This window comes from Mucilaginibacter yixingensis (assembly GCF_041080815.1).
Lineage (GTDB): Bacteria > Bacteroidota > Bacteroidia > Sphingobacteriales > Sphingobacteriaceae > Mucilaginibacter > Mucilaginibacter yixingensis.
The window spans coordinates 1,806,967-1,821,964 of record NZ_CP160205.1; the positions used below are offsets into that span (position 1 = coordinate 1,806,967).

The window sequence follows — 14,998 nt, forward strand, 5'->3', positions numbered from 1 at the left end:
CATGAAAATTAAACTTCATAAATATATAATAGGCGCCGCCATGGTGGTCAGCGCTGCTCTTCCATCTTGTAAAAAGTATCTGGATTACCAGTCGCCGGCCAAGCTGAATACCGACCAGGCGTTTGAAGATCCCAGCTATACCAACTCTGTAATCATCGGTATTTATACCAAACTGTGTGGTAGCAATGCTTACGGCAACCAACTATCGGTATACTGGCATTTGGGTACAGACGAGTTTACTTACCAGGCATCAACCAGTTTTGACTCTGGGAACGATTACGCCATACCAAACTATGGTGCCGAAAAAACCAACACATCCCTGCAGAACGTTTTTAACCAACTATATGCCGGTGTAGAGCGTGCCAACATTGCCTGCAAGTTTATCCCGGCCTCAAACGTTTACAAAAACGGCAACAGTACCGACAAAACCAAAATGCAGATCTATTATGGTGAAGCATTGGCCCTGCGTGCGCAGTATTACTATGAACTGATCCGTAACTGGGGCGACGTGCCTGCCACCTTTGTGCCTTCGGCTGATCTGCCTTCGCAATTCCTGAAAAATGCCAATCGCGATAGTACGCTGGATCATATCATTGCCGATCTGAAAACCGCCGAAGACCTGGTGCCATGGCGTGATGCGCTGCCTGATTACGGCGATTTTCGCTTCACCAAAGGTGCTATTAAAGGCTTGCGTGCCCGTATAGCGCTTGCACGTGGCGGTTACTCGTTACGTAACGATACCAAGCTGATGGAGCGCCGGGCAGATTACCTGAAATACTACCAGATTGCCTATGATGAAACGCTGGATGTCATCAATTCAAAAAAACACGGTCTTAACCCGGTTTATGAGAACATCTTTAAAACCTTACACAGTGGCACCGGCCGTATGGATGACGCCCACGAGCTGATGTTTGAAGTGGCCATGTGGGGACAAATTAATGATAGTAACCTGGCCAGTGCCAACGGCATGACCTTCAGTAACTCGCCATCATGGGGTGGGGCGGGGGGCCGTAGTACTGCACAGCCAACCTATTATTATGAGTTTGATAACACCGGGAAAGATGTGCGCCGTGATGTAACACTGGCGCAGTACAAAGTGCAAAACAGTACAGATAACACCAGCAACGTTAAAAACCCATTGAGCTCCATTAACTTTAACGTTGGCAAATTCCGTAAATCATGGACGGCATTTAATGGTACCGTTACCGGTACTTACGGCGTAAACTGGCCGATTTTACGTTACGCCGATATTCTGTTGATGTATGCCGAAGCGGCAAATGAACTGGGTAAAGCTGGCAGTATATCGCCATTGCAAGCCCTGCAATTGGTACAGCAACGTGCTTACGGCGCTAACACCATTCCTGTTACGCCTACAGATCATGATGGCTTTTTTAATGCCGTGGTGCATGAGCGTTTGCTGGAATTTGGTGGCGAAGGTATCCGTAAGTATGACCTGATCCGTTGGAACTTGCTGGGTACTAAAATTGAGGAAGCCAAGGCCAAGATGCGCATGTTTGCCACCAATGCAGATCCAACCAATAATCCGTATGCCAATCTGCCGGCTTATGTGTGGTCATATACTTCACCGTTCAACAATCTTGACTCAAATACTGAGGCTGCTACCATGTCTTTCTATGGCGGCGGACCGAGCATCGTGTTCTTTACCAAAGGCACTACCACGCAGCCGCCGGGCACAGCCCGTGTTTACTGGCGCCAGGAGTGCGGCTCGTGGACTAATGGTGTGCTGAGCGAAACCTACATCAGCGATCCGAACAAGGGCTTCTGCTCAAAATTCAAGCCTAACGCCAAAGAGCTGCTGCCTTACCCGCAAAACGTGCTGACAGAGAACCGCGGCAGCGTTGTACAAAATTTCGCTTACAATTGATTTTAACACGATCATTCAACGATTGACAATTAAGACATGAAAAACTTAAAAAGATATACTGCCATAACAGCTATGCTATTTGTAGCGGCTGTGCTGGTAACATCATGTAAAAAGAGCCTTGACGGAAAGGTGGAAGATCCGTCGCTAAATCGCTCTTTTATGCCCTCTAACGTGAGCGTGAGCACAGCGAAAGACTCGGCCAAAGTAAAATGGAATGCTCAGCTCTATGCCACCAAGGGTATGAAGTATACGGTAGATTTCTCTACCGACTCGCTGTTTGCTAAGGTTGATTATACTACGGTGGTTGATACGCTAGCAGCCGTAGTAATTGAACCAACCATCAAGTTAAACACGCCTTATTTTACCAGGGTGAAGGTAAATGCCCAGAACGGCAAGGCAGAATCTACCTATGCCTATGCCACGCGCTCATTCAAACTCACCGGGCAGCAATTTCTGAAAGTTGTCCGCGATTTTGAGATCACCAGCAGTTCAGTGCTCATTCACTGGTCTGTAAATGCTTCTACCGCAGGCGTTAGCAGCGTAATCTTTACACCGGCCGACGGCGGTACAGCCATCACAACCAACATTACCGCTGCCGATGTTACTGCCGGGCAAAAGCTGGTTACCGGGTTAAATCCGGCTACCAAATACACCGTGCAACTGCTGGCCGACACTAAAAGTAAAGGCATCATCAGCGTAACAACCGCTGCAAACATCACATACACCCAAACCTTATCACCTACAGACAATTTAGCAACTGCCATAACCAATGCTGCCGATGGCGCTGTAATTGGCCTGAGTCCGGGTACTTACAACTTGTCGAGCATTGCTTCTGTTACGCAGAAAAACATCACCATCCGTTCAACTTCCAATGACCCTACAAACACCAAAGTACTTGCCCGCGAGTTTGACCTGGTGGGTACTGGTGCCGGTTTAACCCTTGCTGGCATTGAGTTTAACGGTAATTATGCTGGTACCAGCTACGGCGTTCAGTTTATAGCACTGTACGGCACGCAAGCTACAACGGGAGCTGCGGCAACCTTCGGTAACGTAAGGATTGACAACTGTATTATACATGATTTTACGCGCTGTATCTTCCGCGGTAATTACGGCACTAATCCTAACGATCAGAAGATTACCAGCATTACAGTTAACAATTCGCAATTCTACAATATCGATCAAACCAATCTGGGCGGCTACTACATGTTTTCGATGGAAAAACTGCAGCTTAATGTGTTTGCTATCACCAAATCAACCTTCTATAGTGTTGGAGAGGGGATGATTAACATGAGCACTGTTTTACCAACAACCAATACGGCGCCAACCATTCAGATTGACTATTGTACCTTCAACAACGTGGGCGGCAATGGCAAATATTTATTGATGGATGCCAACTCAAACAACGTTAATTTTAGCTGCACCAATAATATTATTGCCAATGCGCCAATTAACACAACGGGTAATACCATTCAAGCCACGTTGCTGCGTTCAACGGGGGCGGCAAGTTTAAACTCGTTCTGGTATAATGACCACTTTAAGTTAGTCAATGCACCGGGTGGTTCGGCGGTGGCGCTAACAGGGTTGGGTATCATCAATGATAACACGATAGATCTGGGCTGGACGGCGGCGACAACCAATTTCCTGCTGACGCCAACAAGCACAAATACAGCACTATTTTCAGGGAGTTCTAATGGCACTACCATTGGCGACCCGCGATGGGCTTATTAATTTAGTAGTTAAATGCCGGTAACTAATTTTACGCCAGGCAATAGCTAACAGCAGCCCGCCGCTGTTACCAGTCGGGTAAGCCGTGACGCCTAAAAAGGTGTCACGGCTTCATGGTTTATATTACTATGGTAGTTTTGTTTAATATATTTAGCAATGCGTTTAAGATTTTTCAGCATAGTTTGTTTCATAACGGTTTGTTGTGCGGCCCTTGATTTTGCTCAGCCCAAAGGCAAAATTGTTCATTACTCTACTGAGGATGGCCTCTCGCACGATAACGTAACCTGCGTGCTGAAAGATCACGAAGGCTTTATGTGGTTTGGTACCTGGGATGGTATTAACCGGTTTGACGGGCACAATTTTGTGAGCTATAAATCCCGTTCGGGGGACGATTCCAAACTGCACAATAACCGTATTGACCAGATTGTGGAAGATGCTGGCGGGATGCTGTGGCTGCGAGCTTATGACAACCAGATTTACCGGTTTGACAAAAAGCATGAAACCTTTCTTCCCGTTACAGAAAGCATCGGTCTTAGCGCCAAACAAAAACAAAAATTCACCTATATCTACCCTATACCCTCTGGTGATGTTTGGCTGGTTACAGAATCTGGCGGGGTTTACCGCACGTCAAACCCTGGGGCGGCAATGCCAAAATTTGTGCATTACGGCCGCAAGCAACCGGGCGCGTTTTCGCTGCCTTCAAACAACGTTAAATTTATTTATGAAGACAGGCAGAAGAGTGTATGGATGGGCACAGATGCCGGGCTTTGCCGATTGGGGAGAAAAAGCGATGGCGCATTTGTTAATCAGCCTGCCGGTTTTATGCAGTCTGCAAATTTAGCCTGTACCTCTATAACGGAGGTTGGTGGCGTTTTGTGGTTGGGTATGAACGATGGTACCGTTTTTAGGTACAATGAGGCAACTCAACGAGCCGATAAACAACGTATATCAGCCAATGCAATTAAGCGCCTTTATTTTTCAAAAACCCAACCTGCAATTTATGCGGTATCTGCAACCGGGGAGCTGATTACTGTTGATCGTAATAGTATGCGGTACGAGAAATTGCCCATGCCGGCATCAGAACAAGTGCTTTCTGTTTATGAAGACCGTTCCGGTACGTTGTGGTTGGAACCACATGACCAGGGCGTTATCCGTTATAATCCTATTACTCGTCAGTCTAAAAAATATACGCAAACGGGGGCATTTAGCTACCATAACCTAACCAGCTACTTTGATATTTTTGAAGACAACAAAGGCTTGGTATGGATTAATATGAAAGGCGGAGGCTTTGGATATTACAATCAGCAGAAAGACAATATTACCTACTTTTTTGATGGACATGACGGGTTTGACGCACGTTTGTCAAGCCTGGTTCGCAATGTGTGGTATGATAAAGCTGGTGTACTCTGGATAAACTCTGATGACGGCGGATTATTCAAAGTTGTTTTTCAGCCTAACGAGTTTAACTTTCAGTCGCTTAACTCCAACTCGTATGATAAGAATGCCAATGAAGTGCGAGGCCTTTGTGCCGACAGGAACGGCAAGCTATGGGTGGCTACTAAAGACGGGAAGCTGTACGTAAAAGATCCATCGGGCAAGCCGATCACACAAATATTTGCCAATGCGGCTAACAACAGTTTAGGGCAGATCTATGCCATTTTTCAAGATCATACCGGGGTAATCTGGCTGGGCACAAAGGCCGATGGTCTTTATCGGGCTACGCCAACCAGCAGCAGTGGAATGAGCTATCACCTGGAGCAATTTAAAAATAGCCCGAAAGATGCCTTTAGCATCAGTAGCAATGAGATCTATACCATTGCCGAAGATAACCTGAACAGGCTTTGGGTAGGAACCTTTGATAGCGGACTGAACCTGGTTGAGCCTGAGGGTAATCACCTAAGGTTTCTGAACCGCAAGAATTATTTTAAAAACTACCCGGCGGATTTTGAAAAGATCAGGAATATAGGCATAGACCCGCACGACAGGTTATGGGTAGCTACCACCAACGGATTGGTGATAATGGATGCTTTTGACAGGGATGCTAATCGTTATCATTTTATTACGTATTCAAAAAAGCCTGGCGACAAGGAAAGCCTGGCCAATAATGACGTTCAATATATCTGTGCCGATAAGGCCGGCCGCATGTGGATGGCTACTTCTGGTGGTGGCGTTAATATGGCCAGTGGCAACGGCAGTGTGGTTAACCTGAAATTTCAAACATTCTCTACAGCCAACGGCTTACCGAACGATTATGTGCTGAGCTGTATTGAGGATGATAGCCATAACATTTGGATGGCTACCCAAAAAGGCCTGACCCGCTATAATCCGTTTAAACGTGTGCTGACCAATTTCGATTCGAACGACGGTTTGCCACAGGCACGTTTTGCCGAGTCGGCATGTGATAAGTTGCCTGATGGCAGTCTGGTGCTGGGCACTTTTAAAGGGTATGTTAAATTTAATCCGTCTAAGGTGGTCAATAACCAGATGACCGGCCGGATGGTATTTACTAATTTGCAGGTAAACAATAGAGATGTCAACGGGAAAAATACTGACAGACAGCTGGATAGTAATGCCAACTACATACAACATTTAGAGCTGAAACACGACGAAAACGTGCTCAATATTGGCTTTACTGTTTTAGATTATCGCTCGTCTAACAAACAGAACTATCAGTACCGTCTAAAAAATTTTGATACCGGCTGGCAAAACAGTAAAGACCAGCGTCTGGCTACTTATACTAACCTGTCGCCCGGCAATTACGTGTTCGAGGTAAGGTGTATCAACTCAGAGCTTTATAGCAATGTGCCGTATAAAAGTTTGGCCATTAATATTGCTTACCCATTTTGGAGAACATGGTGGGCTTATTTATGCTACTTAATAATTGCAGTTTGCTTACTGGAGTTTGGCCGGCGTACCATTATGACCATGCTGCGCCTGCGCCATCGTATAGCGGTAGAACAGAAACTGGGCGAACTGAAAATGACCTTCTTCACCAACGTATCTCATGAACTGAGGACACCATTAACGCTCATTCTTAATCCCATTGAAGAGATTGCGCAGAAAGAACAGCTTTCGGCAGAAGGACAAGCCTACATCGGTGTGGTGAAACGCAATGCTAACAGGATGGTGCGCTTTATTAATCAGCTGTTGGATTTGCGTAAGATTCAAAGCGGAAAGGCAAAGCTTAGTATCTCTGAAACTGATATGGTTGATTTTATTAACCTCATCATGAGCTATTTTGCTGAGAGTGCGAAAGAGAAATCAATCAATCTGCAGTTGGAGTTTTCGCAAAGGGTGGTTGCCTGGATAGATGTAGAGAAAGTTGATATTGTTATTTACAACCTGCTGGCCAACGCGGTTAAGTTTTCTCCGGCAGGGAAAACAATTACCATCAATCTAAAAGCCGGCGATGCACCCAATTGGTTTAGCATTGAGGTAGCAGATGAGGGAAGCGGTGTGCCCAATGAACAGCTCACCGATATTTTTGAACTGTATTTTGAAGGCGATCATGCCGAAGCCAGTAGTTTGAAGGGCACTGGTATAGGACTGGCGCTTTCTAAGGAATTGATAGAATTGCATCACGGTAAAATAGCTGCGCGCAATTTGGCCGGTGGCGGTTTTGCTGTTAAGGTTGATCTGCAGTTAGGGCGTGCCCATTTTAACCATGAAGAAGCAATGCTGGTAGCATCGCCCGCATTAGAGCAAGCGGGCGATGCATCAAGCCCAGATGCTATCGCAACACCTATAACTGCAACAGATAGGGCGCTGTTACCCAAATTATTGATTGTTGAGGATAATCAGGAGATGCGCTCATTTTTAAAGCAGCGTTTGGGCAATCTGTTCCAGATAGAGGTTGCGGAGAATGGCGAAGACGGTATTCAAAAGGCGACAACCTGGCTGCCCGATATTATTATCAGCGATGTGATGATGCCGGTAATGGATGGTATTAAAATGCTGGGTATCCTTAAAAACATGCCAGAAACCAGTCACATACCAATAGTGTTGCTCACCGCGCGTTCTGAAGTAGAGCACCAGATAGAGGGCATGCAGTACGGTGCCGATATTTATATTACCAAACCATTCCAAACAGCCTACCTTACTGCAGCGCTGAATAATTTGCTGGCCCAAAGGTCAAAACTATTTGAGGCGATGACTGATAAAACCCGGCAGATAAAATTAGCCCCGGGTGAGTTGGTTATCACCACGCGCGATGAAGCCTTTTTGCAGGAGATTATCAGAATTGTAGAAAAGAGAATGATTGAACCCGATTTTAGTATTGAACAGGTTACAGAAATTCTCGGCATGAGTCGTACGGCTTTCTACACAAAGTTTAAGAGCCTAACCAACCTGGCGCCCATAGAGTTTGTAAGAGATATGCGGATGAAACGTGGCAAGCAATATTTGGATGCCGGCGAGACCAATATTTCTACCATTGCCTATTCCATCGGCTTTAACAATGCCAAATATTTCAGCACTTGTTTCAAAGAAGCTTACCAGATGACGCCTACCGAATACATCAAAAGCCGCAAGACTGTGCAATAATTGGTGAAAAGATTCCAAATTCTATCCACACGATAAAATTTAAACCATTTTGACCAATTAAAGAACCCCGCTTTTCTTAAGTCATATTAGGTTTGTTTCAGTAAATCCGCAAGGACCTGTACATGCCTCTTCTTTTTAGCCGGATCTCTGGTTTTGGTTTACCACCGGCGTTTATAATTGGGAATGATTCCACCCTGGCTTTTGTGCCGGGGTGGCCATCATGTGTGCATCTGGCCGGAAAACCAATTGATTAATTATAACCCCAATGATAAACAAATTAAGAAACGTTCTGGCCGTTGCGCTGCTGGGAGTGATGCCATCTGTGCATGCTCAAACTCCATCATCTGCCTATAGCTGGAGCCACCTGCCAACGGCAGAATTACCCGTATTTAAAAACGATACCATTAATGTTCTGAATTATGGTGCTAAGCCAGATGGTATCAGCCTCAACACCAAGGCTATTAACGCGGCTATTACCGCTTGCAGTGAGAAAGGCGGCGGCGTAGTATTGATTCCGCAGGGCTTGTGGCTTAGCGGGCCGATAGAGATGAAAAGCAACGTGAACCTGCATATAGACCGCGCCGCGGTACTACAGTTTACGGCCGACAAAGCCCAATATGCCCTGATGGAGGGTAACTTTGAAGGACATAAAGCGCTGCGCAATCAGTCGCCTATTTCGGGTACAGACCTGGTAAATATTGCTATTACCGGCGAAGGCATTATAGACGGTCATGGCGAAGCCTGGAGGGCGATGAACAAATCGAGCGTTACCGAGGGGCAATGGAAAGCGTTGGTAGCCTCTGGCGGTGTGGTGAGCGATGATGGTAACCTCTGGTATCCATCAAAAAGCTATGCCAAAGGCGCCAAAATGAAACAAGGTAATGATTTAGTTGCCGGCAAAGCCCTGGCAGATTTTCAGGATGTAAAGGATTTTTTCAGACCCAATTTGCTGGTTTTCAATAATTGTAAACGTGTTTTGCTGGAAGGTACAACTTTTCAAAACTCACCGGCCTGGTGCCTGCACACGCTGCAGTGCGAGAACATGACATTTCGTGGTGTGCGGGTAAGAAACGAAGCCAACGCGCAAAATGGCGACGGGATGGATATTGAATCATGCTCAAATGTGCTGGTAGAGAACTGTACGCTGGATTGCGGCGACGATGGTCTCTGCATCAAATCTGGCAAAGATGAAGAAGGCCGGAAGGTGGGCAAGGCTTCACAGTATATCGTACTCAGAAACAATGTGGTTTATAAGGCGCATGGCGGTTTTGTAATAGGCAGTGAAATGTCTGGCGGGGCGCATGATATTTTTGTAACCGATTGCTCATTTATCGGTACAGATAATGGTTTGCGTTTTAAAACTGTTCGCGGCCGGGGCGGCGTGGTGGAGAATATCTACGTAAAAAACATCTCGATGCGAAACATTGGGCATGATGCCGTGCTGTTTGATATGTACTACTTTGTAAAAGCACCAACGCTTGCCCAAACCAATGGAAAGGTGGATATTCCGGCTGTTGATGAGGGCACGCCGCAGTTTCGTAACTTTTATATCGATGGCCTAACCTGCGATGGGGCCGAACGTGCCATGCTGATCCGTGGTTTGCCTGAGATGAGCATCAAAAACATCTTCCTAAAAAATGTGATCATCAAAGCAGATCGCGGTGCAGATATTATTGAAGCGCAAAATATCAAACTAGATGATGTGCAGCTGATCTGCAAAAACTCAAACCCGCTGATCAATATTGAGAACAGCCAGTCTGTTACTTTCAATAACATCCAAACACTAGAGAAACCTAAACAGTTTCTCAGCATCAGTGGCGACCGCAGCAAAAATATCGACATTAAAAATGCCAGTCCGGAGGCTAAATCAACTGAAGTAAACTTTATGTATGGTGCCGAAAAATCGGCGCTGGTTTCTAAATAATTCAATTATACTTAAAGACTATTTCGCCTATAAAAACAAAAGGGTGATGCAATTGCATCACCCTTTTGTTTTTAAGACGTAGATCCAGTTAATATCCTGGGTTTTGTTTAAGGCTTGGCGCTTTGTTAAGCTCCACCTGTGCAATAGGGAACAAATAGTTTTTGATGGTAAACATTCGGTTCTCTACCGTAAATGGCGTATAGGTAAAATTGCCTGTTGTTGGCTGCGCAATGTTCATCCCTGTAATTGGTTGATTAAAAGTAGTTTCGCCTTCTTTCCAACGACGTACGTCATAAAAACGGTGCTCTTCAAAACATAACTCCACGCGGCGCTCGTTATGAATACGTTTGCGCAACTCAACCTGGGTTGGCGCCACATAGCCTGCACCTGTTGGATTAGTAGTTTGCAACGCAGGCATAGCCACACCACTACGGGCGCGCACCTGGTTTACGTATTTCAGCACGTCGGCCATGCCGGCGATACCCTGGGCTTCGTTCAGCGCTTCAGCGTAGTTAAGCAATATTTCGGCGTAACGATACAGTATCCACGGTTTGCGCACGCTGGTGTTTGATGATGTGTTCCACACCGCGGCTTCCGCTAAAAACTTGCGCAGATAATAGCCCGTTTTGGTTGCATTTACATTGGTGCCAATGGCATCTTTACCGCCGGCAAAAATATCTACCGTTTTATTCTGGAAAGTTGAGCCGTTATACATCACCGCAAAGCCCAGGCGCGGGTCGCGGTTGGTATACGGTGCATTAGCATTGTAACCCGATGCTGCGTCGGTAATTGGGCGACCAGTAGTTTTCATTTCAAAGGCATCAACCAGGTTCTGGGTAGGGTCTGTGCGACCGTTGGCTCCATTGTAGCTTACGGGGGCATTAGCCGTTTCCACACTGGCATCATTGAGTGTAGATGTGGCGAAGATTACCTCAGCGTTATAGGCAGCACCAGAGATATTCCACAAAAAGATATTAGGATACGAGGTATACAAACTGGCCTTACCACCATCAATAATCAGTTTGGCGGCATCTGCAGCTGCCTGCCATTTACTTAAATCGTTGGCTGTGTTATACTGCGGACTGGCAGCATACAACAACAAACGGGACTTGAGTGCCTGTGCAGCAATCTGCGTAGCCCTGCCACGGTTAGAGGTACTCCACACGGCAGCGTTGGTTGGCAGCATGTTGGCGGCAGAGTCGCAATCGGCAGAAATCTGTTTTACGCAGTCGGTAAATGAATTGCGGGGCAGATCAAGATTGTCGCTGGTGCTGAGTACTTTGGTAACAATTACAAAGCTGCCGTAGCGTTTCAATAGCTCAAACTCAAAAAATGCGCGCAGATAGAATGCTTGTCCGCGCAGACGGACAATCTGGGCATCATAGGTAATATCGGCGGCATTGTTGGTCACCAGTTCCTGCGCCGGAATGATGGCGCTGCCATTGGCCTTGATTAGAAAGATGTTGGCCTTGCGGATGCCGCTGTACATGCTGCTGTAAACATCATCTACCGTACGCACCGGGCTCCAGGTGCCGTTGTTAAAAATATTGATGGATGAGTTGAGGTTGGAGTTTACCGCTTCATCACTACCCGAGGCCAGCATAGAGCCGTCGCCATCAAGGTTGTAGCGCATTTGCAGGTTGGAGTAGATGTTGTTGAGGTAATTGCGGGCAAAATCCGGGTTGGCCCATTCCTGTGCCTCGGTAATAGCGCCATCTGGCGGGATAGAACCATCCTGCAGGAATTTATCTTTTTTGCAACCGGCGGTATATAAGCCCAGAGCTATCAGTGCCAGGTACAGTATATTTCTTTTCATCGTTTTCATAATTGCTTCGTTAAAATTTCAGGTTCAGGCCAAACGAATAGATCCTCATGTACGGGTATGACGAGTTGTAACCGGCCTCTGGCAGCTCCGGATCAATCGGCAGATTGCCCAGGTGATCGAAGGTGAGCAGATTGAGCCCGCTTACGTAAACGCGCAGTTGCGACAGGCGCAGTTTGCGGGTAATCGACGCAGGAATGGTATAACCAAACTCGGCATTTTTAAGACGGATATAATCGCCTGAACGCAGCCAGAAATCGGAGTTCTGGGTGTTGTTGCCACGATCGCTCAGTATCAGGCGAGGGAAATCAGCATTCGGCGTGCTTGGGGTCCAGCGGTCAACACTGAATTGGTTGAGGTAGCCATTGTTGGCACTGCCCGAGTTGATGATGTTCTGAATGCTGATGGTACGGCCCTGTACGCCCTGGAAGAACAGCGACAGATCGAAATTATGAACTGCCACTTTGGTGCCAAAGCCAAAGAATGCTTTAGGTACGAAGTTGTAGTCGGTGGTCACAAAGTCCAGGTTATCAATCACGCCATCACCGTTGATATCCTTGTATTTGATATCGCCGGGTTTAACCGTACGCGAGAAGCGCTGTACCGGCGAAGCATCAATTTGGGCCTGATTTTGGAAAATGCCATCGGCCTGCAAAAAGTTGCGTACGTAGGAGCCCGAGTTGGTGAGCATAACGCTGGTGATAGGATGGCCTAGCTGTTTCTGATAGTCTGGCAGACCGGCACCCTCGTTTATAGCCAGGATCTTGCTGGTACTGTAGGTGTAGTTGCCAAAAAGGTTCAGATCAACCTGACCTATTTTTTTGTGGAAATTAAGGTTGGCCTCAAAACCGGTATAAGTGGCTTCGCCTGCACTAATCTGCACCAATGATTGTCCGATGATGCTGGGCACCAGCGAGTTGGTGAGCAGGTTTTTACGGTCCTCATGGAAATAGTCGGCACTGATAGAGAACATTTGTTTCAGCAGCGTGGCGTCAAATCCAACGCTGGTTTTGTAAGCGCGTTCCCAGGTAAGGTCTGGGTTGCCCAGCGGGTTTTCAGATGTGCCGCCTACGCCGGTATAGCTGGTACCAAAGTTGTAACCGCCGGCGCCGCTGTTGTAAGTGGTTAGGAATGAGAAGCGGCGAGCCAGCGAAGTCAACGCATCATTACCCACCAAACCGTATGAGCCGCGCAGTTTCAGGAAGTCAAGAAACGTGGCGCCTTTCATAAAGCGCTCATCTGAAACAATCCAGCCGGCAGATGCGGCTGGGAAGAAACCCACGCGTTTGCCAGGCATAAAGTTTTCTGAGCCCGATACCGTGCCCGTTAGATCAAGGAAATAACGCTGAATAAAATTGTAGGATAAACGATTGGAAATACCATCGCGGTGCATGTCTAACGCGCCAAAGGTAGCATAAACCGCTTTTGAGCCGCGGGTGCTGAAGTTGATGGTGTGTTTGCCAAAAGTATGATCATAATCTAGACCAATCCACAACTCGTTTTTGCGAACGTTGCCCGAGAATGTGTTTTGAGAGTAGTTAGGGATGGTAGCTGTACCATAGCGGGTATAACCGCCTGTACCGTTGGGCTCATATACCTCATAATCCTGACTAAAACCTGAGCGGTACAAACCGTAAACATCGTAAGCATAATACACATTGGCGCTTAGTCCGGGTAAAATGCCGTCCATTTTTTGGCGTGCGCTGATGGTGGCCATCATGTTACGACTCAAATCTGTAGCCACACCAGAGGCCGACATCTGCGCCAGCGGATTGCTCTTCTGAAACAGCGAAGTTCCACCGTAGCTGCCATCAGGGTTCAACAACGGGAAAGCGTTTGGTGGCGTGTTGTACACAGTGCTAAGGAAGGTGCCTGTACCAATAATAGGGAAACGCAGGTTGGTGATACGGCCGCCCACATCCAACGATACATCCAGGTTTTTGCTCACCTTTAAATCAAGGTTGGTGCGCAGGTTGTATTTGTTAAAGTTGGTATTGGCATCATACAGCGGGTTGTTGCCGCCTTTGTATAAACCGCCCTGGTTATAATAGCTAAGCAGGGTAAAGAATTTTACGTAAGAGTTACCACCGCTCACCGTGGTTACATAGCGCTGGGTAGGCGCGCTTTTACGCATAAAATCGCGCACAAAGTTGTTGGTTGGATATTTGTACGGATCAGACCCGGTTTGATAAGCAGTTAATGCTGCCTGCGAATAAGTTGGGGCGATGCCACTATTGGTTTGTGCCTCGTTATACAGCGAGGCGTAAGTGTAGGAATCCAGCGGGTTGGTAATTTCCAGCGGATTAGAAACGCCATATTGTCCGTCAAAAGTTACCTTGGTGCTGGTAGCGCTGCCGCGTTTGGTGCGCACATAAATAACACCGTTGGCAGCATACATGCCATACCAGGCCAATGTGCCCGCGTCTTTCAGTACACTGATGCTTTCTATCTCGCCAAGGTCCATCGAGCGGAAATCGCGCTCTACGCCGTCAACCAATACTAGTGGGTCCTGGTTGTTGTTGTAGGATGAACGACCGCGTACCACAAAGTTAGACACATCATATCCAGGTTGCTGCGAGCTGTTGGGGGTAATCAACAAACCTGATAATCGCCCGGTAAATGAGTTCACCAGCGACGAGGTGGGCACCTGCGGCAAATCATCGCCCTTTACGGTTGTAATGGTGGATGTGATTTGGCGCTGCTTGCGTACACCAAAAGGGATATACACATCATCATCATCGCCTGCGCCAATAAGGGCAGTGGTCAAAGTGATTTTATTGTTGGCCAGCTTAATCTCTTCCATGCTTTTGGTAGTAGTGAGATAGCCGGTCATCTTAAACACCAGTACGTCGCTGGTAGTTCCATCCATATTGAACTTGCCCTGGGCATTGGTGTTAATGCCTTTATCGTTCTTAGATTCCTGTTTGTACACCAGCACTCCCGCAATAGGGTGATTGGTGGCATCTACCACAGTGGCCGATACGTGCGTCTGCTCGTCGGGCTTTTGCGCGTGGGCGGAGAGTGTGCACAGCCAAATGAGCGGCAGGCACAATATATATTTGAGTTTTGTTAGTTTCATTGTTAAAGTTTTGGCTAGTTG

At 46.9% G+C, this 14,998-nt stretch carries 6 protein-coding genes; 4 read left to right on the forward strand and 2 right to left on the reverse strand.

Annotated elements, in window-relative coordinates; genetic code table 11:
• Window position 1 precedes the first annotated feature (1 nt).
• From ABZR88_RS07295 to ABZR88_RS07310, 4 genes are all read left to right on the forward strand, one after another.
• A complete protein-coding gene (locus tag ABZR88_RS07295; protein ID WP_107828079.1) occupies window positions 2–1,885 on the forward strand; it encodes a RagB/SusD family nutrient uptake outer membrane protein in 1,884 nt (627 codons plus the stop codon).
• A gap of 36 nt (window positions 1,886–1,921) precedes the next feature.
• A complete protein-coding gene (locus ABZR88_RS07300) occupies window positions 1,922–3,613 on the forward strand; it encodes a DUF4957 domain-containing protein (protein WP_107828078.1) in 1,692 nt (563 codons plus the stop codon).
• A gap of 153 nt (window positions 3,614–3,766) precedes the next feature.
• The gene (locus tag ABZR88_RS07305) at window positions 3,767–8,152 is read left to right on the forward strand and encodes a hybrid sensor histidine kinase/response regulator transcription factor (protein ID WP_107828077.1); all 4,386 of its coding nucleotides are present in this window, start codon (window positions 3,767–3,769) and stop codon (window positions 8,150–8,152) included.
• Window positions 8,153–8,417: 265 nt separating this feature from the next.
• Window positions 8,418–10,076, forward strand: a complete 1,659-nt coding sequence (locus ABZR88_RS07310; RefSeq protein ID WP_107828076.1) for a glycoside hydrolase family 28 protein — start codon at window positions 8,418–8,420, stop codon at window positions 10,074–10,076.
• A gap of 88 nt (window positions 10,077–10,164) precedes the next feature.
• Here ABZR88_RS07310 and ABZR88_RS07315 read toward each other — a convergent pair whose 3' ends face one another.
• Both ABZR88_RS07315 and ABZR88_RS07320 read right to left on the reverse strand, forming a co-directional pair.
• On the reverse strand, window positions 10,165–11,892 hold the full coding sequence (locus ABZR88_RS07315) for a RagB/SusD family nutrient uptake outer membrane protein (RefSeq protein ID WP_107828075.1): 1,728 nt from the start codon (window positions 11,890–11,892) through the stop codon (window positions 10,165–10,167).
• Between the two features lie 19 nt (window positions 11,893–11,911).
• A complete protein-coding gene (locus ABZR88_RS07320; protein ID WP_170113575.1) occupies window positions 11,912–14,977 on the reverse strand; it encodes a TonB-dependent receptor in 3,066 nt (1,021 codons plus the stop codon).
• Window positions 14,978–14,998 lie beyond the last annotated feature (21 nt).